The organism is Aeromonas sobria, assembly GCF_006243315.1.
GTDB lineage: Bacteria > Pseudomonadota > Gammaproteobacteria > Enterobacterales > Aeromonadaceae > Aeromonas > Aeromonas sobria_A.
Window position 1 is genome coordinate 24424 of the sequence record NZ_NKWE01000001.1, and the last position, 19386, is coordinate 43809.

17 protein-coding genes are annotated in these 19386 nt (G+C 60.2%); 9 read left to right on the top strand and 8 right to left on the bottom strand.

Annotated features, from left to right (window positions below; genetic code table 11):
* The first annotated feature begins 20 nt into the window (after positions 1 to 20).
* From accB to CF137_RS00135, 5 genes are all read left to right on the top strand, one after another.
* Positions 21 to 470 (top strand): acetyl-CoA carboxylase biotin carboxyl carrier protein, encoded by a 450-nt coding sequence (accB, locus tag CF137_RS00115; RefSeq protein ID WP_042020950.1) that lies wholly within the window; start codon positions 21 to 23, stop codon positions 468 to 470.
* A gap of 15 nt (positions 471 to 485) precedes the next feature.
* On the top strand, positions 486 to 1826 hold the full coding sequence (gene accC, locus CF137_RS00120; RefSeq protein ID WP_042020951.1) for an acetyl-CoA carboxylase biotin carboxylase subunit: 1341 nt from the start codon (positions 486 to 488) through the stop codon (positions 1824 to 1826).
* Between the two features lie 207 nt (positions 1827 to 2033).
* The gene (locus tag CF137_RS00125; protein WP_042020952.1) at positions 2034 to 2297 is read left to right on the top strand and encodes a YhdT family protein; all 264 of its coding nucleotides are present in this window, start codon (positions 2034 to 2036) and stop codon (positions 2295 to 2297) included.
* Entirely contained in the window at positions 2287 to 3744 is a 1458-nt protein-coding gene (gene panF, locus CF137_RS00130; RefSeq protein ID WP_139717082.1) for a sodium/pantothenate symporter, read from the top strand. The genes CF137_RS00125 and panF overlap by 11 nt, the downstream gene beginning before the upstream one ends.
* Before the next feature lie 89 nt (positions 3745 to 3833).
* Positions 3834 to 5261 (top strand): PTS transporter subunit EIIC, encoded by a 1428-nt coding sequence (locus CF137_RS00135; RefSeq protein WP_139717084.1) that lies wholly within the window; start codon positions 3834 to 3836, stop codon positions 5259 to 5261.
* 1 nt (position 5262) lies between these two features.
* Here the strand turns inward: CF137_RS00135 and CF137_RS00140 are convergent, their stop codons facing one another.
* Positions 5263 to 6135, bottom strand: coding sequence for a LysR family transcriptional regulator (locus CF137_RS00140; RefSeq protein ID WP_162515776.1), 873 nt, complete (start codon positions 6133 to 6135; stop codon positions 5263 to 5265).
* Positions 6136 to 6235: 100 nt separating this feature from the next.
* Between CF137_RS00140 and CF137_RS00145 the strand changes: the two genes are divergently transcribed.
* The 3 genes from CF137_RS00145 (at position 6236) to CF137_RS00155 (ending at position 9820) form a co-directional block, all read left to right on the top strand.
* Entirely contained in the window at positions 6236 to 7252 is a 1017-nt protein-coding gene (locus CF137_RS00145) for a zinc-binding alcohol dehydrogenase family protein (RefSeq protein ID WP_139717086.1), read from the top strand.
* 518 nt (positions 7253 to 7770) lie between these two features.
* A complete protein-coding gene (prmA, locus tag CF137_RS00150) occupies positions 7771 to 8649 on the top strand; it encodes a 50S ribosomal protein L11 methyltransferase (RefSeq protein WP_101347893.1) in 879 nt (292 codons plus the stop codon).
* A gap of 202 nt (positions 8650 to 8851) precedes the next feature.
* Complete coding sequence (locus CF137_RS00155; RefSeq protein ID WP_139717088.1) at positions 8852 to 9820, top strand: D-2-hydroxyacid dehydrogenase family protein; 969 nt, start codon at positions 8852 to 8854, stop codon at positions 9818 to 9820.
* A 372-nt stretch (positions 9821 to 10192) separates the two neighbouring features.
* Here the strand turns inward: CF137_RS00155 and CF137_RS00160 are convergent, their stop codons facing one another.
* On the bottom strand, positions 10193 to 10741 hold the full coding sequence (locus CF137_RS00160) for an NAD(P)H nitroreductase (protein ID WP_139717090.1): 549 nt from the start codon (positions 10739 to 10741) through the stop codon (positions 10193 to 10195).
* A gap of 114 nt (positions 10742 to 10855) precedes the next feature.
* Positions 10856 to 12883 (bottom strand): NADPH-dependent 2,4-dienoyl-CoA reductase, encoded by a 2028-nt coding sequence (locus CF137_RS00165; RefSeq protein WP_139717092.1) that lies wholly within the window; start codon positions 12881 to 12883, stop codon positions 10856 to 10858.
* A gap of 208 nt (positions 12884 to 13091) precedes the next feature.
* Between CF137_RS00165 and sppA the strand changes: the two genes are divergently transcribed.
* Entirely contained in the window at positions 13092 to 14936 is a 1845-nt protein-coding gene (sppA, locus tag CF137_RS00170) for a signal peptide peptidase SppA (protein WP_139717094.1), read from the top strand.
* A gap of 103 nt (positions 14937 to 15039) precedes the next feature.
* On the opposite strand, the gene CF137_RS00175 is transcribed toward sppA, so the two are convergent.
* The 5 genes from CF137_RS00175 to CF137_RS00195 all read right to left on the bottom strand — a co-directional run bounded on the left by CF137_RS00175 (position 15040) and on the right by CF137_RS00195 (position 19381).
* The gene (locus tag CF137_RS00175) at positions 15040 to 15960 is read right to left on the bottom strand and encodes a L,D-transpeptidase family protein (protein WP_101325640.1); all 921 of its coding nucleotides are present in this window, start codon (positions 15958 to 15960) and stop codon (positions 15040 to 15042) included.
* Between the two features lie 514 nt (positions 15961 to 16474).
* Positions 16475 to 17716 (bottom strand): tetratricopeptide repeat protein, encoded by a 1242-nt coding sequence (locus tag CF137_RS00180; protein WP_139717096.1) that lies wholly within the window; start codon positions 17714 to 17716, stop codon positions 16475 to 16477.
* Between the two features lie 11 nt (positions 17717 to 17727).
* Entirely contained in the window at positions 17728 to 18363 is a 636-nt protein-coding gene (locus CF137_RS00185) for an energy transducer TonB (RefSeq protein ID WP_101347899.1), read from the bottom strand.
* A gap of 16 nt (positions 18364 to 18379) precedes the next feature.
* Complete coding sequence (locus CF137_RS00190) at positions 18380 to 18787, bottom strand: ExbD/TolR family protein (protein ID WP_033137735.1); 408 nt, start codon at positions 18785 to 18787, stop codon at positions 18380 to 18382.
* Between the two features lie 66 nt (positions 18788 to 18853).
* Complete coding sequence (locus CF137_RS00195; RefSeq protein WP_139717099.1) at positions 18854 to 19381, bottom strand: MotA/TolQ/ExbB proton channel family protein; 528 nt, start codon at positions 19379 to 19381, stop codon at positions 18854 to 18856.
* Between the last annotated feature and the right edge of the window lie 5 nt (positions 19382 to 19386).

Below are 19386 nucleotides of genomic sequence, written 5' to 3' on the forward strand. Positions count from 1 at the left end.
AAAGAAGAAAGAGAATGCTAATGGATATCCGCAAAATCAAGAAGCTGATTGAACTGGTTGAAGAGTCCGGCATCGCCGAACTGGAGATCTCCGAAGGTGAAGAGTCCGTTCGCATCAGCCGCAACTTCTCCGGTCAGGTGACCACCGCCATGCCGCAGATGATGATGCAGCAAGCCGCTCCGGTTGCCGCCGCACCTGTTGCTGCCGCCGCACCGGCCGCCGATGCCGCCCCGAGCGGTCACCTGATGCGCTCGCCAATGGTTGGCTCCTTCTACCGCTCCTCCAGCCCTGAAGCCAAGCCATTCGCAGAAGTGGGTCAACAGGTTAACGTCGGTGATACCCTGTGCATCATCGAAGCCATGAAAATGATGAACCAAATCGAGTCTGACAAGGCCGGTGTGATCAAAGCGATCCTGGTTGAAAATGGTCAGGCCGTCGAATTTGACGAGCCGCTGTTCATCATCGAATAAGGGAAATTGCCACCCATGTTGGACAAAGTAGTCATCGCCAACCGCGGTGAAATTGCCCTGCGGATCCTGCGTGCTTGTAAAGAGCTCGGGATCAAGACAGTGGCCGTTCACTCCACCGCCGACCGGGAGCTCAAACATGTGCTGCTGGCCGACGAATCCATCTGTATCGGCAAACCGGCCAGTACCGACTCCTACCTCAATGTTCCGGCGATCATCGCCGCCGCCGAGGTAACCGGTGCCGTGGCCATCCACCCGGGTTACGGCTTCCTGTCCGAGAACGCCGATTTCGCCGAAGTGGTCGAAAAATCCGGTTTTGTCTTCATCGGCCCCCGTGCCGAGACCATTCGCCTGATGGGTGACAAGGTCTCTGCCATCGAAGCGATGAAGAAGGCGGGTGTACCGTGCGTACCAGGCTCTGACGGCCCGGTTGACAGCGATGCCAAGCACAATGCTGCCGTTGCCAAGCGCATCGGCTATCCGGTGATCATCAAAGCCGCCGGTGGCGGTGGTGGTCGCGGCATGCGCGTGGTGCGCAACGAAGCCGAGCTGGCTGCGGCCATCGCCCTGACCAAATCCGAAGCAGGCCAGTTCTTCAAGAACGACATGGTCTACATGGAGAAGTACCTGGAAAACCCGCGCCACATCGAAATTCAGGTGTTGGCAGATGGCCAGGGCAATGCCCTCTATCTGGGCGAGCGTGACTGCTCCATGCAGCGTCGCCACCAGAAAGTGGTGGAAGAAGCACCTGCGCCAGGTATCACTGCCGAAATGCGCAAGTTCATCGGTGAGCGTTGCGTACGCGCCTGTGTCGAGATCGGCTACCGCGGTGCGGGCACTTTCGAGTTCCTGTACGAGAACGGCGAGTTCTATTTCATCGAGATGAACACCCGTATTCAGGTTGAGCATCCGGTTACCGAGATGGTCACCGGTATCGATCTCATCAAGGAGCAACTGCGCATCGCTGCCGGTCAGCCCCTGTCGATCACCCAGCAGGATATCCGCATCCATGGCCATGCCATCGAGTGCCGGATCAACGCCGAAGATCCGGCCACCTTCATGCCCTCTCCGGGTCTGGTACAGCGCTTCCATGCGCCGGGTGGTCTGGGTGTGCGTTGGGATTCCCATATCTATGCCGGTTACAAGGTACCGCCTTACTACGATTCAATGATCGGCAAGCTGATCTGCTACGGCGAGAATCGTGACATTGCCATCGCCCGCATGCGTCATGCGCTGGACGAGCTGGTGGTGGAAGGGATCAAGACCAACGTACCGCTGCAAAAAGAGATCATGAAAGACGAAAACTTCCAGCACGGTGGCACCAATATCCACTACCTGCACAAGAAGTTAGGTCTGTAAGGATCGCTGATAGAGACCCGATGACATTGCACGGTGGCAGTACCAACGCCCACTACCTGCACAAGAAGTTGGGTCTGTAAGGATCGCTAATAGATATAGGACTTCCGTTAGAAGTCAGCTCCGCAAGGAGCCTCTGCTGAAAAAGGGCCATGGCGACATGGCCCTTTTTTGTTATCCTTGCGCCCCTCAAATTCGTCGGAGGCCAAGGTGAACCGTTTTGCTCTCGCCCGCCGGGAAGCCGCTTTCTGCCTGCTGCTGACCCTGCTCTACTTCTTTGCCTGGTATGGCACAGCCTATTTTACCCCCCTCCAACTGGAGCTCTGGGGGCTGCCACTGTGGTTCCTGCTCAGCTGCATGGTGATGCCGTTGCTGTTCATCGTGCTGTGCGCGCTGATGGTGAACCGGCTGTTTGTGGAGATCCCCCTCGATACCCTGCCCCACCAAAACGAGGGGTCATCCCATGAATCTTGAGCTGATGCTGCCGTTGATTATCTATCTGGTGCTGGTGCTGGGAGTGGGCTTTTGGGCCAGCCGCCATCGGGCGGAAGGCAACTTCGTACAGGAGTACTTCATCGGCAACCGCAGCATGGGCGGGCTGGTGCTGGCGATGACCCTGGTGGCCACTTACACCTCGGCCTCCTCCTTTATCGGCGGGCCGGGGGCGGCCTACAAGATTGGTCTTGGCTGGGTGTTGCTGGCAATGATCCAGCTGCCCACCGTCTGGCTCACCCTGGGAGTGCTGGGTAAAAAGTTCGCCATCATCGCCCGCCGGGTCAATGCGGTGACCATCAACGACATGCTGTGGGCCCGCTACCAGAGCAAGGCGGTGGTGATCCTCGGCTCCGTCACCATCATTCTGGCCTTTATCGCCACCATGGTGGTGCAGTTTATCGGCGGTGCCCGCCTGCTGGAGACCGCCACCGGCCTCTCCTACCACCACGGGCTGATGCTGTTTGCCAGCTGCGTGCTGCTCTACACGGTGATCGGCGGCTTTCGAGCGGTGGTGATGACCGATGCGCTGCAGGGGATCATCATGCTGATTGGCACCGGTGCCCTGCTGGCAGGGATCCTGATTGCAGGGGATGGATTGCCCAATCTTATCCATCAGCTAAAGGAGATCGACCCCAAGCTGGTCAGCCCGCAAGGGGCCGATGACATGCTGACCCAGCCCTTTATGCTGAGCTTCTGGATCCTGGTCTGTATCGGCGTGGTGGGGTTGCCCCACTCGGCGCTGCGCTGCTTTGGTTATCGCGACAGCAAGGCGCTCCATCGCGGCATGTTGATCGGCACTGTGGTGAGCGCCCTGCTGATGTTTGGCATGCATCTGGCCGGCGCTCTGGGTCGTGCCATCCTGCCGGGTATGGATAGCCCGGACAAGATCATGCCCTCCTTGATGATGGAGGTGCTGCCTCCCTGGCTGGCCGGGGTCTTCCTTGCGGCGCCGATGGCGGCCATCATGTCCACCATCGATTCCCAGCTGATCCAGGCTTCTGCGACCTTGGTGAAGGATCTCTACCTCAACTACCTCAATCCGAAGCAAGAAAAGCTGGAGGTGCGCATCCCCCGCCTCTCCCTGCTCTGCACCCTGATCCTCGGCACTTTGGTGCTGCTGGCGGCACTGCAGCCGCCCGAGATGATCATCTGGCTCAACCTGCTCGCCTTTGGCGGTCTGCAGGCGGTGTTCCTCTGGCCGCTGGTACTCGGTCTCTACTGGTCGCGGGCTAATGGCCCGGGCGCGCTGGCCTGCATGGTCAGCGGTATCGTCAGCTATGGCATCTTGAGCCAGTGGGGGATCAAGCTGGCGGGCCTGCATGCCATAGTGCCGAGTCTGGGTGTGGGATTGGGTCTCTTCATCGTGGTAAGCCTGCTGACGGCGCCGCCCTCGCGGCAAGTGCAGGAACTTTTCGAGCAGAAATAACAAAAAGATAAATTAGGGGTTTCAATACTATCCCCAAAGAGGTGTTTTACGGGTAAACTGTGCGCCAAGTCACAAAAAGTTGCCGCTGTATGCCCGTAAAAGCCACTCGACACCTAGTTACCCAAGCCCTGCAGCGGCTCGGTTATGCCCTGCTGCTGCCGGTCTCCATCCTGCCGATGGCGGCCTTGATCTTCCGGCTTGGGCAACCCGACGTACTGGATTTGGCGGTGCTCTCCCTCACCGGTCAGGCGATCTTCAGCCAGATGCCGCTTATCTATGCGGTGGCAATTGCCTTTGGCCTCAGTCGACAGGAGCTGGGAGGGCAAACGCTGGCGGGAGCCGTCAACTTTCTGCTGCTCAGTACCGCCTTCAACACCCTGGCCCCCAACCTGCACGCTGAGATGATCTGCGGCCTGCTGGCAGGGCTCACCACCGCCATCATCTATCCCTGGGTACACCAGCAAACTCTGCCCCGCTGGCTGCAGATCGCCAAAGGGGAGTTTCCCAGCCTGCTGATCTCGGCGCTCGCCTGCCTGCTGATCGCCATCCCCCTCTCGTTGCTGTGGCCGCCACTGGAACGGGGGCTGACCCTGCTCACCTCGGAGCTGCTCACCACGCCGTTTGGCGCCTTCTGCTACGGCACCCTCAACCGGCTGCTGATCCCGCTCGGGCTGCATCAGGTGCTGGGCAGTGTCATCGGCCTTGGCGAGAGCAACCTGCAAGCGCTGGCCGCCGCCAAGCCGCTCCATGAAGGGTATGTGGCCGGTCTCTACCCCATCATCATGTTCGGCCTGCCCGGCGCCTGTTTTGCCATCTGGCTGCACCGCCAACGGATGCAGCGGTTGCCACAGGGTGGACTGCTGCTCACCCTGGCGCTCACCTCGGCACTGCTGGGCATCACCGAACCCATCGAGTTTCTGTTCGCCTTCACCGCCCCCTGGCTGTTTCTCGCCCACGCCTTGCTAACCGGATTGTCGTTGGCGGTCTGCAGTGGGTTGGGGATCAAGGTCGGCAGCTACTTCTCCGCCGGTCTGCTCGATCTGGTGTTGAGCTATCAGTACGGTGAGCGCAGCTTCTGGCTGATTCCGGTCGGTATCCTGTTCTTCGTCGCCTACACCTTGCTGTTCTATCAGCTGCTGGAGCGCGCCCCCCTCAGCATGCCGAGTAAACCCATCGCCAAAGAGCATCCACGGCTGGCAAACGTAGCCCCTTCTGATCCGCAGATGCTGGCGATCCAGTACCTCAAGGTGCTGGGCGGGATGGACAACCTGCAAGCGATGAGCGTCTGCCTCACCCGCCTCAGCCTGCGGGTGCGCGATATTTCGCTGGTGGATCAATCCCGCCTGCTGGGGCTGGGTTGCCTCTCCTGGATCGAGCTCAACGACCACCAGCTGGTGCTGGTACTGGGTCCCAGCGCCAGTCTGATCGAAGGGCAGATCCGCATGCTGGCAGAACGCCAGTCAGTGCCCCTCGGCCTCAAACCTAATCAGGAGTCAGCCAGCGAAAGCAGCTGGTAACTCAGGCGAACGGCAGCCGCTCGGCCACAAAATCCATCAGGGTGCGCAACGCAGGGGCCAGATGCTCCCGACTGGGATAGATCAAGTAAAACGGGTTGGCCGGAATGGGCTGATCCGGCAACACCTTCTGCAACCGCCCCGCCGCCAAATCCCCTGCACAGACATGGTGGGGCAACAGGGCAATTCCCCCGTCATGGATTGCCATCTCCCGCAGCGCCAGCAAGCTGTTGCTGACACAGGCCCCCTGCGGCCGCCAGCCCCCCTCCTGCAATGGCCACACCGGCATGGCTGAGTGCACCAGACAGGCATAACGACCCAGCTCGCTCAGCTGTTGCGGCATGCCATGAGCCGCCAGATAGGCGGGCGCTGCTACCAGATGGCGCGCCACCTGACCGATGCGCCGACAGATGAGGCTGGAGTCTTTCAGCGGTGCCGCCCGCAGCGCCAGATCGTAACCCTCCCCCACCAGATCCTCCTGCTCATCGCTCAGGGTGAGCTCCAGCACCACCTCGGGATAGAGGGCGCGAAACTCGGCGAGGATCTTGCCAAGCAGCAAGGTACCGGTCGCCTCGGGGGCGGTGATCCGCACCCGCCCCGCCGGAGCCGAGCGCAGCCGCGCCATCGCCAGATTGGCGCTGCGGGCCAGTGTCAGCAGTCCCTGACAGTGCTCCACATAGAGCTCCCCTTGCGGCGTCAGGCTCAACCTGCGGGTGGTGCGCTGCAACAGCCGCACCCCGAGCTGGGCTTCGAGCCGCGAGATCTTCTGGCTCACCGACGACTTGGGCATGCCGAGCAGCTCGGCGGCCCGAGTAAAGCTCCCCTGCTCCACCACGGTGGCGAACAGTCCCATCAACTCCAGATCGACATTGTTCATATATTCAAACAGTCTTTACCGATTACCCATCTTAATCTTGATAATTAACCAGACTAGAGTGAGTGGCAATCCCGAACACAGCGATTTGAAAGGAATAACCATGAAAGCCATTGCCCTGACTCACTACCTGCCAAGCGACCACCCCGACTGCTTTATCGCCGCCAACCTGCCCGATCCCACCCCGGGCCCGCGGGATCTGCTGGTGCGGATCACCGCCACCTCCGTCAATCCGGTGGATACCAAGGTGCGCTCCCCCAAAACCAAAATTGAAAGCACGCCCCGGGTACTGGGCTGGGATGCGGTAGGTGAAGTGATCGCCACCGGCAGCGAAGTAGCCCTGTTCAAGGCAGGCGACCGGGTCTGGTATGCCGGCGACATCAGCCGCCCCGGCAGCAACAGCGCCCTGCAACTGGTGGATGAGCGCATCGCTGCGATCGCCCCCACTAGCTTGAGCGATGTGGAGGCCGCCGCCCTGCCGCTGACCGCCATCACCGCCTGGGAGACCCTGTTCGATCGCTTCGCCCTCACCCGTGAGAGTCGTGGCAAACTGCTGATCATCGGCGGCGCCGGTGGCGTGGGCTCCATCGCCATCCAGCTGGCTCGCCAGCTCACCGGCATGGAAGTGATTGCTACCGCCTCCCGCCCCGAGAGCCGCGAGTGGTGCCTCGAGATGGGGGCCCATCAGGTTGTGAACCACCACAAGTTGCAGGAGGAGCTGACCGCCCTTGGCATCACTCAGGTCGATGCCATCTTCTGCACCAACGCCACTGCCGAGCACTGGGCCACCATGGCAGGGTTGATCCGCCCGTTCGGCCATATCTGTACCATCGCCGAATCGAGCGAGCCGTGGGATCTCTCCCTGCTCAAGAGCAAGAGCGTCACCTTCAGCCAGGAGTTCATGTTCACCCGATCCCTGTTCCAGACGCCGGACATGATCGAGCAACACCACCTGCTCGGTCGGGTGGCGGCACTGGTCGATGAAGGGGTGCTGCAGACCACCCTGACCAGCACCATACCCTCGCTGACCACGGTCACGCTGGCTCAGGCCCATGCCGAGGTGGAAACGGGCCGCATGGTAGGCAAGCTGGTGATCGACATGAGCAACTTTGCAAACTAAGCCCTCAAACGCACCATGATGGGATAAGTTCACCAAGGAGATGCCCCAAACGGGCACAACCAGCGACACTCATGCCAACCAGTGGCAGGGCAACGTCCAACAATTCAGCCAAAAAAGAGGCCATTTCGCGAGAAATGGCCTGAATACCTGAACATTGGGGTAACAATCACACACATATCCTTATGCAGGACACATTAGTCTTTGCATCTGGCATGCCAACAGCAACATGACTGCGCCAAACCGGCGCCAACCCATCCGTGAGCAAGGCATCGACCTTGCTCTTTTTTTTTGCTCGGCAGCGCAGATAAAAAATGCCACCCGAGGGTGGCAGTGAAAGATGACGGAACTTGAGCAAAGCGTTCAGCGAAAACCGGTCGTCTTCGCCTGCATAGAGCGATACAGGAACCGTGCCAATCCGGCAAAAGCCCCCATATCACCCCACTCCATGGGCAAACCACGACAGCACTGCCCCATGATGGTAGAATCTCGCGGTTTCACATTTATGAAGAGTCGACGCCATGCCCTGGATACAAATTCGAATCAACGCCACTGCCAAGACCGCAGACAAGGTGAGCAACATGCTGCTGGGGCGTGGAGCCCAGGCCGTGACCTTTATGGATGCCCAGGATGTCCCTGTCTATGAGCCGCTGCCCGGTGAAACGCCGCTCTGGGGTGAGACCGAAGTAATGGGCCTGTTCGATGCCGAAACCGATCCGGCCCCCACCATCGCCTTCTTCCAGCAGATCTTCGGTGAAGAGGTCGGCTACAAGGTCGAGCAGCTGGAAGACAAGGACTGGGTGCGCGAGTGGATGGATCACTTCCACCCTATGCAGTTTGGCGAGCGCCTCTGGATCTGCCCGAGCTGGCGCGATGTGCCGAACCCCGATGCGGTCAACGTGATGCTGGATCCGGGTCTGGCCTTCGGTACCGGTACCCACCCCACCACAGCCCTCTGCCTGCAGTGGCTGGACGGGTTGGATCTGACCGGTAAAACCGTGGTCGACTTTGGCTGTGGCTCCGGCATTCTCGGCATCGCTGCCCTGAAACTGGGTGCTGCCCGCGTCATCGGCATCGACATCGACCCGCAAGCCATCCAGGCCAGCCGCGACAACGCCGAGCGTAACGGCGTTGCGGGCCAGATCGAACTCTACCTGCCTGCCGACCAGCCGCAAGATGTCGAAGCGGACGTGGTGGTCGCCAATATCCTGGCCGGCCCACTGCGCGAACTGGCACCGCTCATCGCCGGTCACGGCAAGCCGGGCAGCCTGATGGCCCTCTCCGGCGTGCTGGAGAGCCAAGCTCCCGAGCTGGAAACCATCTACGGCCAGTGGTTCGATATGGACCCGACCGCCGTCAAGGAGGAGTGGTGCCGCCTCTCCGGCCGCAAGCACGGCTAAGTGCGGGCAGCATAGACGCCAACCTAATGCCATCAGGGCTCCCATTCGGGGGCCCTGATTGTTTTGGCCTGCTAGGCCCTTCCCTGTCAGTGCGCACACGCTTGATGGCACAGCTCTTCTGATAGTGTTCATTTGAAAACAACAGTCGCCTTTATTCCGGTAAGATAGCGATCCAAGCCAACGCAACCGAGAGGGACTTCTTATGCGGATTGCCATTCTGGATGACTATCAGGATCAGGTGTGCCACCTCCCCTGCTTTGCCCTGCTGGCGGGTCATGACGTCACCATCCTCAACCAGAGCGAACCCGATACGGCGCGCCTCGCCGCCATGCTGGAAGGGATGGAAGTACTGGTGCTGATCCGCGAGCGTACCCGCATCGACGAACAGCTGCTGATGCGGCTTCCCAGCCTTAAACTCATCAGCCAGACCGGCAAAGTCAGCCAGCATATCGACCCGGCACTGTGCCAGCGGTACGGCGTTGCAGTAGCAGAAGGGATAGGCAGCCCCATTGCCCCCGCCGAGCTCTGCTGGGCGCTCATCATGGCAGCCTCCCGTCATATCCCTGCTTACAGCCAGGCGTTGAGCCAAGGCCAATGGCAGCAATCAGGCACCCTCGGTTTGGGACGCACTCTGCATGGGCTGACGCTCGGCATCTGGGGCTACGGCAAAATTGGCAAACATATCGCCTGCTACGGCAAGGCATTTGGCATGTCGGTGCTGATATGGGGCAGTGACGCTTCACGCAGGCAGGCCGAACTGGATGGCTATGCCAGCGCCTCCAGCAAGGAGGCTTTCTTCGGTCAGGCCGATATCCTCACGCTGCATTTGCGCCTGAGCGAGGCAACCCGCGGCAGTGTTACCCGCGCAGACCTTACCCGAATGAAAAGAGACTCCCTGCTGGTCAATACCAGCCGGGCCGAGCTTATCGAGCCGGGCGCCCTCTATGCAGAGCTAAGCACCCATCCGGAGAAACGGGCCGCGCTCGATGTATTTGACACCGAACCGGCAACGCCACAAAACGAGCCCCTGCTGCGCCTGCCCAACGTATTGGCGACGCCCCATCTCGGCTATGTGGAGCAAAACAGCTACGAACTCTACTTTCGCGTGGCGTTCGAGAATGTGCTGGCCTTTGCCGCTGGGCAACCACGGAACCTGCTGAAGCCAACTTGACGAAGCTCGCTCGTAGTGAAATAGCGTTCGTCACGAAGTGCCAAAAAGACATAAAAATAAAGCCCAATGTCACGAAGACGTTGGGCTGTTAAAAGGTGCTACGGAATTGCGACTCTCATCGCAGAAAAATTAGAAGGGATACCCTTCTAAACTGGCGAGAGAGATATTAACGAATGCGCAAACGTTTTACGTAGTGAAAAACAACAGGATTGCGAGGTACATCGCACTATTTAAATAATTACCTGCTACGGCGCGCGAAGCCTGTTTGACCCATTTATTTTCCCCAATCACTCTGGTTACTATTCACGGTTAAACAGAAAAGCCCCGATTTCTCGAGGCTTTGCTTTTCTCAACCGCAATGTGACCGACAAGTCAGAAACGGCGAACAAACGCATCCGGCGGCAGCTCGCGCAGTTTGCGCGCTTCCAGCATGGGGGTGCCAAGGTAGAGAAAGCCCACCAGCTGATCCTCTGCCGCCAATCCCAGTCCCTTGTTGACCTGCTCATCGAAGATAAACCAGCCAGAGCGCCAGATGCCGTTGAAGCCCTGCGCCTGCGCCGCCATCTGCATCGCCATCAGGGCACAACCGGCAGAGAGCTCCTGCTCCAGTTTCGGCACCTTGGGGTGATCCTGATAACGGGTTGCCACGGCGACTACCAAGGGGGCGCGCAGCGGCGCTTCGCTGCACTTCTTGACGCTATCGTCATCCTCGCCACGGGCACGGGCAGCCTCGGCCAGCAGCTTACCCAACCGCTCACGACCCTCCCCTTCAAACAGAATGAACTGCCAGGGAGTCAGGGTGCCGTGATCCGGCGCGCGCAGGCCAGCCTTGAGGATATTGTCGAGCACCTCACCGCGCGGGGCGGGGTCGGCGAGACGGCCACAGGAGTGGCGGTTGAGCAACAGGGTGAGGGCATCCATGGGCAATTCCTTCTCTGGGGCAATGATGGCGCTACCTTAGCACAGCACCGAATGAAGAAAACCCCTGAGGCTCAGGGGTTTATCGCACGATAGAGGGTCAGGGGGTATGGCTGGCTAGATGACAGCAGCCAGCTCGGCCCCTTGCCGGATGGCGCGCTTGGCATCCAGCTCGGCCGCCACGTCGGCGCCGCCGATGATATGCACCGGTTTGCCCGCCGCCAGCAACCCCGCCTGCAGCTCCTTGAGGGGCTCTTGCCCTGCGCAGATGATCACCTGATCCACCGGCAGACACTGTTTGGTCTCGCCCACCTGAATATGCAAGCCCTCGTCATCGATCCCCAGATATTGCACCCCGGAGAGCATCTGCACCTTGCGGTTCTTGAGCACGGTACGGTGGATCCAGCCGGTGGTCTTACCAAGGCCATCACCCACCTTGCTCTCCTTGCGCTGCAGCAGCCAGACCTGGCGCTCGGGGGCGTCGATCTCGGGGGCGATCAAGCCGCCACGCTGGTCGAGTTGCTTGTCGATGCCCCACTCCTTGAGCCAGTGATCACGATGGCCGTCGGCATCCATCGCCACCTTTTTCTCCACAAGGTATTCAGCCACATCGAAGCCGATGCCGCCGGCGCCGATCACCGCCACCTTCTGGCCGACCGGCTTGTGATCCCGCAGCACATCGAGGTAGTTCATCACCTTGGGATGCTCAATACCCGGAATATTTGGAGAGCGCGGGCGGATGCCGGTGGCGAGGATCACCTCGTCAAAACCGCCGCCGAGCAAGCTCTCGGCACTCTGGCGCTGGCCGAGGTAGAGCTCGACGCCACACTTCTCCAGCCGTTTGGCGAAATAGCGCAGGGTCTCGTGAAACTCCTCCTTGCCCGGGATCTGCTTGGCGAAGTTGAACTGGCCGCCGATTATCGGCGCCTGATCGAACAGGCTCACCTGATGGCCGCGCTCGGCAGCGTAGCAGGCAAACGCCAGCCCGGCTGGGCCCGCCCCCACCACCGCCAGCTTTTTGGGCTGTGGGACGCGGCCAAAGGTCAGTTCGGTCTCGAAACAGGCGCGGGGATTGACCAGACAGGAGGCACGCTGCTGCTTGAACACATGGTCGAGGCAAGCCTGATTGCAGGCGATGCAGGTATTGATCTCGTCCGCCCGGTTTTCAGCCGCCTTGATGACAAATTCGGGATCCGCCAGGAAGGGGCGCGCCATGGAGACCATGTCTGCCTCGCCGCCCGCCAGAATGCGCTCGGCCACCTCGGGGGTGTTGATCCGGTTGGTGGTGATAAGTGGCACTGTGAGGTGCTTTTTCAGCTCGGCGGTCACCCAGCTGAAAGCACCACGCGGCACGCTGGTGGCGATGGTGGGAATGCGCGCCTCGTGCCAGCCGATGCCGGTGTTGATCAGAGTCACCCCCACCGCTTCCAGCGCTTTGCCAAGGGCGATCACCTCTTCCAGGGTCGAGCCCTGCTCCACCAGATCCAGCATGGAGAGGCGGAAGATAATGATGAAGTCGGTACCGACCCGCTCGCGGATGGCGCGCACTATCGCCACCGGGAAGCGCATGCGGTTCTCATTGCTGCCACCCCAGCCATCGCTGCGCTTGTTGGTGCGCTCGCAGATAAACTGGTTGATGAGATAACCTTCCGAGCCCATCACCTCGACCCCGTCATAACCGGCCGCCTTGGCCAGCGCAGCGGTAGCGGCGAAGTCGCGAATGGTGCCACGGATCTGCCGTTCACTCATGGCGCGCGGCTTGAACGGGGAGATGGGGGCCTTGAGGGCGCTCGGTGCCAGGCTGAACGGATGGTAGGCATAACGACCGGCATGGAGGATCTGCAGCGCTATCTTGCCCCCCTCCTGATGCACGGCACTGGTCACCTTCTTGTGCTTGCTCACTTGCCAGGGGAAGCTCAGCTGGGAACCGTGAGGCACCAGCCGACCGCGCAAATTGGGGGCGATGCCGCCGGTGACGATAAGGCCAACGCCACCGCGGGCCCGCTCGGCGTAGAAGGCGGCCAGCTTGTCAAAACCGCCCTTCTCCTCTTCGAGGCCGGTGTGCATGGAGCCCATCAACACCCGGTTGCGCAGCTGGGTAAAACCGAGGTCAAGGGGGGTCAGCAAAGTAGGGTAAAGACTCACAAGGCCTCCAGTTAATTTTTTGTTATCAAACTGAAGCTAGAGTAAAGAATCGAAAATCCTTTTTCAAACAAATGTTTGGACAATTTTTCAGCGAACAGCCGTGCCCTGAATGAAGATAGCCGGGATCCGCCAGTCGGAAATGGCAATTTCGCCCGCAACTGGTTAATAATGACCCTTCTCTACCCATTAACAGGGCGATAACGCGACTATGTCTATTTTCAAAGGTCTGGGTTGGTTGTTCCGCAGCCTGTGGCGCCTGCTCAATTTCACCCGGCTGATGCTGGTCAATCTGCTGTTTCTCATCGTAGTGCTGGTCATCGTCTTCAGCGTCAGCCAGAAAGAGGCCCCAGAGGCTCCCATCGAAGGGGCGCTGACCATCAATCTCAACGGCGTACTGGTGGAGCAACGCTCCCAGACCGATCCCACCGTACAGCTGCTACGCCAGATGGACAGCAGCGACGAGCAGCCGAGCGAGATCGTCCTCTCCGACCTGCTGTGGGCCATCAAGAGCGCCAAGGATGACGAGCGCATCAAGGCGCTGGTGATCAAGCCACAAGGGCTGCAGGGCGCCAGCTTGTCCAAACTGCAGGAGGTGGCGAACGCCATCGACCAGTTCAAGGAGAGCGGCAAACCGGTGATCGCCATGGCGGACTTCTACGCGCAGGGTCCCTATCTGCTGGCAGCCCACGCCGATCACGTGCTGCTCAACCAGAGCGGCGCTGTGGTGATCGAGGGGCTCGGCGTCTACCAGACCTACTTCAAGTCGGCGCTGGAAAAGCTCAACATCACCCCGCACGTGTTCAAGGTCGGCACTTACAAATCCTTCGTCGAGCCCTATACCCGCGACGAGATGTCCCCCGAAAGCAAAGAGGCGAACCAGCGCTGGCTGGATCAACTGTGGCAATCCTATGTGGCCGATGTGGCCGAGCAGCGGGAGATCGAACCCGATGCCGTCGCGCCGGGCAAGGAGCGCTTCCTCGAGCGGCTGCGCAAGGCCGGTGGCAATGCCGCCAACTACGCTCTCGACAACGGTCTGGTAGATCAGCTGGCCACCCGCGACGAGATGACCCAGGCGGTCATCAAAGAGGTCGGTGAAGCGGACGATCACGGCTGGAAAGGGGTCGGCCTGAAAGAGTATCTGGCCGCCGCGCCCGAACAGTATCCCCAGAGTGGCAAGGATGAGGTAGGTCTGGTGGTCGCCAGCGGCGCCATCATGGATGGCGTGCAGCCTGCCGGTACCATCGGCGGTGATACCCTCTCCGACCTGCTGGCCGATGCCCGCCGCGATGACAAGGTCAAAGCCGTGGTGCTACGGGTCGACAGCCCCGGTGGCAGCGCCTTCGCCGCCGAGCAGATCCGCGCCGAGCTGCTGGCCCTGAAACAGGCTGGCAAGCCGGTGGTCATCTCCATGGGCAGCTATGCCGCCTCCGGTGGCTACTGGATCTCCGCCGATGCGGACAAGATCTTTGCCTCCCCCACTACCCTCACCGGCTCCATAGGGGTGTTCGGCATGTTCGCCACCATCGACAAGGCGCTGGCCCAGTTCGGTGTCCACACCGACGGGGTCGGCACCACCGATTACGTTGGCGTTGGCCCGACCCGCGCCCTGCCGGATCACGTCGGTCAGGCGATCCAGCTGAGTGTGGAAGATACCTACCAACGCTTCATCGGTCTGGTCAGCAAGGGCCGTGGCCTGAGCCCGCAAGAGGCCGAAAAAGCGGCCGAAGGTCGGGTCTGGACCGGTGAAGATGCCAAGACCCTCGGACTGGTGGACGAGTTCGGCAATCTGGATGACGCCATCAAGGCCGCTGCCGAACTGGCCAACCTCAAAGAGTGGCAGGTGACCCCCATCGAGCAGGAGGAGTCAACCAGAGACAGGTTCCTGCGTCAGCTGTTTGACAGCAGCGCCCGGGTGCTGGCTCCGCAATTGCAAAGCTGGCTGCCCACCGGGCTTGGCAAGGCTCTGCTGGAGATAAACCGCAGCCTCGACCCGCTCACCCGCTTCAACGACCCGCAAGGCACTTACGCTTTCTGTCCGGTCTGTGTGCAGTAACGCAGTCCTGATAAAGAGCTGAATCGAGCCAAGAAAAACGGCGACCAGATGGTCGCCGTTTTCTTTATCCTGCCAGTGCACTCGGCACGGCCAACTGCCTCAATCAGGGATTGAGACGGGTCGGCATACCGGTACGCTGTTCCAGCACCTGCTTGACCACGTTGGAGTCAGACTCGACATGAGCGATAAAGCGGGTAGTAGCCTGGGTCATCGGAAGCGGCACAGAGGCAGTGGAGTTGAACTCCTCCTCGTTGCGCGACAGCGGCTCGTGCACTTCCATGTAGCGACCGCCATCCGGCTCGACCGAGGTCTTGACCGGCTGGTTGACGAACTGGACGCGAGTACCGACCGGCACGTTGTCGAACAGATACTTGATGTCGTCGGCACGCAGACGCACGCAACCGCTGCTCACCCGCAGGCCGATGCCGAAGGTGGCGTTGGTGCCGTGGATGGCGTAAAGGTTGCCGATGTAGAGGGCGTGCAGACCCATGGGGTTATCCGGACCTGCTGGCCATACTGCTGGCAGGGTCTTGCCCTGGGCGGCATAGCGGCGACGGATGTTCTCGGTCGGGGTCCAGGTCGGGTTGGCGCGCTTGCGCTCTACCTTGGTGATCCAGTTCTCCGGGGTGTTTACCCCCAGCTGGCCGATGCCGATGGGCAGCACTTCCACCACATTTTTCCCTTTCGGGTAGTAGTAGAGACGCATCTCGGCGACGTTGATGACGATCCCTTCGCGGGGCGCGTTGGGCAGGATCAGCTGGTGGGGGATGATCAGGGTGCTACCCGCCTTCGGCAGATAGGGATCAACGCCCGGGTTGGCTTCCATGATGTTGGTCAGACCCAGCTGAAAGTCAGCCGCGATCTGCTCCAACGGACGGTTGTCCGCAGGCACCACGTATTGCTGGTTTTCACCGATCAGGCGGCTGTTGGCCGCAGGCAGACGGTACTCGACGGCGGCAGCCTGCTGGCTGACCAGCGCAAATGTACATAAAAGGGCCGAAGCGGCAGTGCGAAGGGGATTCATAAAATTCCTGTGTGGTTTCCTGTACCAAATGGGCCGTGGGCCGTCTCATCCTCGGTCTGCCGGTGGCGGGTAAACCTGCACCACGGCGCCAATAACCGAGCGCGCATTCTTTCCTGAGTCGGCCAAAATTTCAACTTCGATATGTTGCTTTTCTTGTTAAAAGTGGCCGTTTGCGGTGTGACTCTTATCAACAGGGCAAAAGCTACCCTAACAAGTCGCCGCTGAGAGCAAGATGAACAGCACCGATCTACTGCCAGCGGGCCACCCACTCCCCCATCAACCAGGGCGCTGCGCCACCTGATGTCACGGTGGAAGCAGAGGCCAAAACGGTTGTCACACCCAAGTAGATAAGCCAATGTCGACGGTAGCGCCTTATTGGCGTGAAAAAGGGTGAAACAGCGCATCGACCACCAGCAGGCGCTTGCTGCCATTGAGATAAAAAAAACCGCTCCGAAGAGCGGTTAATGGAGCCACCAGGCAACCATAAAAGGGACTACAGGTGTTGTCATTGGAATTACTGGACGGTCGCCTCCCCTGCGCCACTCTGCTCCTTGAGGAAGCTGATCCAGGGAGATGCCCGACCACTGACGTTGCCATTCTGAGCCGCCTGGGTGAAGGCGTTGAGGGCCTCCTTCGGCTTCTGTTGCTCAAAATAGGCGACCCCGGTCAGGAACTTGAGATCCGCACGCTGTTCACCATTGGCATTGGCCGCCGGTTTGGTGGCCAGCGCCACCAGATCCTGATAGCGCTTGCTCTGGATCATCATGCGCGCCATTTTCAGCTGCAAGTCGGCGTTCGGAGCCAGCAGGTAGGATTTGGCCAGGGTGTCGATGGCCGGATCCAGCTCCTTGGCCTGATGCCAGTAGTTAGCCAGGGTTTTGTAGTTGCTGGCGCTCTGCTCAATCACCCCCTCCTTCATCCCCTTCTCCATCATCCGTGCCGCGCGATGGGGAATGCCGCTGAAGGCGAGGTAGTTGGCCAGCCGCTGCAGCTCGGCAGCCTCGGTCAGCATGCCCAGGTTGTAGGCCGACTCCAGCGCCGCCAGCGCCTTGCCATCGTTACCCGCCTGCATATGCATGGCCGAAAGCTGGGTCCAGTACTTCTTCTTCTCCGGGAACATGTTGACCAGGGAGGTCAACACCTCGGTCGCCGGTTTGTACTGTTTCAGCTCGTAGTGAGCCCCCATCTTCAGCAGATACCAGGACTCCGGCGCTTTACCCGCCGAGAGCTTGATCGCCTGATCCACCGCGGGGATCGCGTCACGGTACTGCTTGAGCTGCACGTGGGCGTTAGCCAGGGTGATATAGGCATGGGAGTTGGGCTTGTCATCCTTGCCCTGATTGGCAAACCACTCCTTCATGGTCTTGATAGACCCCTGGTAGTTGCCCTCCGCCATATAGAGCTGGGCCAGGTTGTAGCGCACCTGCTGCGCCACCGGTGGCGGCAAGCCGCCGGTCGCGATGGCATCGGCAAAGTACTTGGTCGCCTGACCGTATTTCTCCTGCTGGGCGGCCACAAAACCGAGAGTCTGCAATATGACTCCCTTGTCGTAGACCCGCTCACCCGCACCGGAGAGTGCATCTTGCAACTTGGCATTGGCCTCGCCGTACTTTTTCTCGGTGATCAGCTCCTGCGCCTTGTTGACCGCTCGATAGGCCTGATCCGACAGGGCCGGCTGCTCGGCGGCCCAACTGGCGGTGCTAAGCAGCACAGCCATGGCGACCGGGGCGAGGATCATCTGGTGTAACTTGTTCATCGCCACCTTCCTTAGTTGACCGCAAACTCGATTTCTTGCTGCATCCGGCTCGCTTGCGGCTTGCCATCCACCATGGACGGCTTGAATGTCCACTTGGCGATGGTTTTGCGCGCCTCTTTGCCGAGGTCATAGCTGCGCGGCTCTTCCTTGACGATCCGCACGTTGCTGACGGTGCCACGCTCGGTGACGGTGAACTCAACCAGCACCTTGCCGGAGGCCAGACCCGCCAGTGCCGCCTTGCGGGGCATCATGGGCTCGAAGGTTGCCAGCGGAATGGCGCCGTTGTTGCCACCCACTCCGCCACCACCACCGCCGGTGCTGTAGGCACCGAGGGCATTGCCACCACCGATGTTGACCGGGATGTCGAGCTTGGGCATGTCCATGGGAGAGCTCTCCATCTGCGGCCGATCCGTGCTGGCCACCTCCATCTCGGGAGGGGGCGGCGGACGGTTCGGCGGCGGCGGTTTGGGCAGCTCCCGTTGCTTCTCTTGCAGGGTCTCCTGGGGCTTGATGCGAATGAAATCGGTCATGGCGATATCATCCTTCTCCACCAGCTCCCGGTGATCCGGTGTGATCAGCTTGTTCATTCCCAAAAACAGAAAGAACACCACCACACAGGAGACCGTTAACGATATCAGGTATCTCATAGGTCTCTCTCCAGCATCAGCTGCTCTTGCTGGCAGCGATGGAGATGTTCTGGACACCGGCCATGCGGATCTGATCCATGACCTGCACCACCAGACCGGAACGGGATTCGGTGTCGGCCTGGATCACCACGGCGCTCTCCGGGTTTTCCGCCCGCAGCCGCTCGATGTTGGCACGTACCGCCCCCACTTCCACGATGCGCTTGTCGACCCAGACCTGACCGTTTTCGCGCACCGCGACCATGATATTGCCCTTCTTCACCGTCTCGGCCGTGCTGGCACTGGGACGGTTGATCTCGACACCGGACTCCTTGACGAAGGAGGTGGTGACGATAAAGAAGATCAGCATGATGAACACTATGTCCAGCATGGGGGTCAAATCGATAGCCGCCTCATCAGCACCGCTGTCGCTGTAACGTTTTCTCATAGCAGAAACTCCTTGCTTGTTCTGTGCCCCCGGCAGGCCAGGCCTCGCCGGGGTATGCATCCTGCATCAGCCGTGTTTCAGGTTGTCTTCCAGCTTTTGCACCGCCAGCTTGGCTTTGTGATCGAGCTGATTGACAAAAAACAGGCCGGAAAGGGCGGTAATCATGCCCGCCATGGTCGGTACCGTCGCCTTGGAGATCCCCGATGCCATCGCTCGCGGCGAACCGGTGCCGGTGATGGCCAGGGTGTCAAACACCTGCACCATCCCCACCACGGTACCGAGCAGCCCCATCAGTGGACAGAGGGCGATCAGCACCTTGATGACCGGCATCCCCTTGTCCACCGCCATGGCGACCCGAGACACCAGCTCGCGCCGGATCTGCTTGGCAGACCAGGAGAGATGATCGCTGCGGGCCAGCCAAGTGGCCTTGGTCTGCTTCACCTGCTTGGGGTAGACCGCCATGAAGTAGATCCAGCGCTCCAGCAACAGGGCCCACATCATCAGGGTCAGGAAGAATAGGGCGACCAGTACATCGCCCCCCAATCCCAAAAACCGGCGAACCGACTCAACTTCTTCAATCAACCAGAACCACATGGATG

Excerpts from the sequence above, each read along its gene's own strand:
- accB (WP_042020950.1), top strand. The coding sequence starts at position 21 with ATGGATATCCGCAAAATCAAGAAGCTGATTGAACTGGTTGAAGAGTCC.
- accC (WP_042020951.1), top strand. The coding sequence starts at position 486 with ATGTTGGACAAAGTAGTCATCGCCAACCGCGGTGAAATTGCCCTGCGG.
- panF (WP_139717082.1), top strand. The coding sequence starts at position 2,287 with ATGAATCTTGAGCTGATGCTGCCGTTGATTATCTATCTGGTGCTGGTG.
- CF137_RS00135 (WP_139717084.1), top strand. The coding sequence starts at position 3,834 with ATGCCCGTAAAAGCCACTCGACACCTAGTTACCCAAGCCCTGCAGCGG.
- CF137_RS00140 (WP_162515776.1), bottom strand. The coding sequence starts at position 6,135 with ATGAACAATGTCGATCTGGAGTTGATGGGACTGTTCGCCACCGTGGTG.
- CF137_RS00145 (WP_139717086.1), top strand. The coding sequence starts at position 6,236 with ATGAAAGCCATTGCCCTGACTCACTACCTGCCAAGCGACCACCCCGAC.
- prmA (WP_101347893.1), top strand. The coding sequence starts at position 7,771 with ATGCCCTGGATACAAATTCGAATCAACGCCACTGCCAAGACCGCAGAC.
- CF137_RS00155 (WP_139717088.1), top strand. The coding sequence starts at position 8,852 with ATGCGGATTGCCATTCTGGATGACTATCAGGATCAGGTGTGCCACCTC.
- CF137_RS00160 (WP_139717090.1), bottom strand. The coding sequence starts at position 10,741 with ATGGATGCCCTCACCCTGTTGCTCAACCGCCACTCCTGTGGCCGTCTC.
- sppA (WP_139717094.1), top strand. The coding sequence starts at position 13,092 with ATGTCTATTTTCAAAGGTCTGGGTTGGTTGTTCCGCAGCCTGTGGCGC.
- CF137_RS00175 (WP_101325640.1), bottom strand. The coding sequence starts at position 15,960 with ATGAATCCCCTTCGCACTGCCGCTTCGGCCCTTTTATGTACATTTGCG.
- CF137_RS00180 (WP_139717096.1), bottom strand. The coding sequence starts at position 17,716 with ATGAACAAGTTACACCAGATGATCCTCGCCCCGGTCGCCATGGCTGTG.
- CF137_RS00185 (WP_101347899.1), bottom strand. The coding sequence starts at position 18,363 with ATGAGATACCTGATATCGTTAACGGTCTCCTGTGTGGTGGTGTTCTTT.
- CF137_RS00190 (WP_033137735.1), bottom strand. The coding sequence starts at position 18,787 with ATGAGAAAACGTTACAGCGACAGCGGTGCTGATGAGGCGGCTATCGAT.
- CF137_RS00195 (WP_139717099.1), bottom strand. The coding sequence starts at position 19,381 with ATGTGGTTCTGGTTGATTGAAGAAGTTGAGTCGGTTCGCCGGTTTTTG.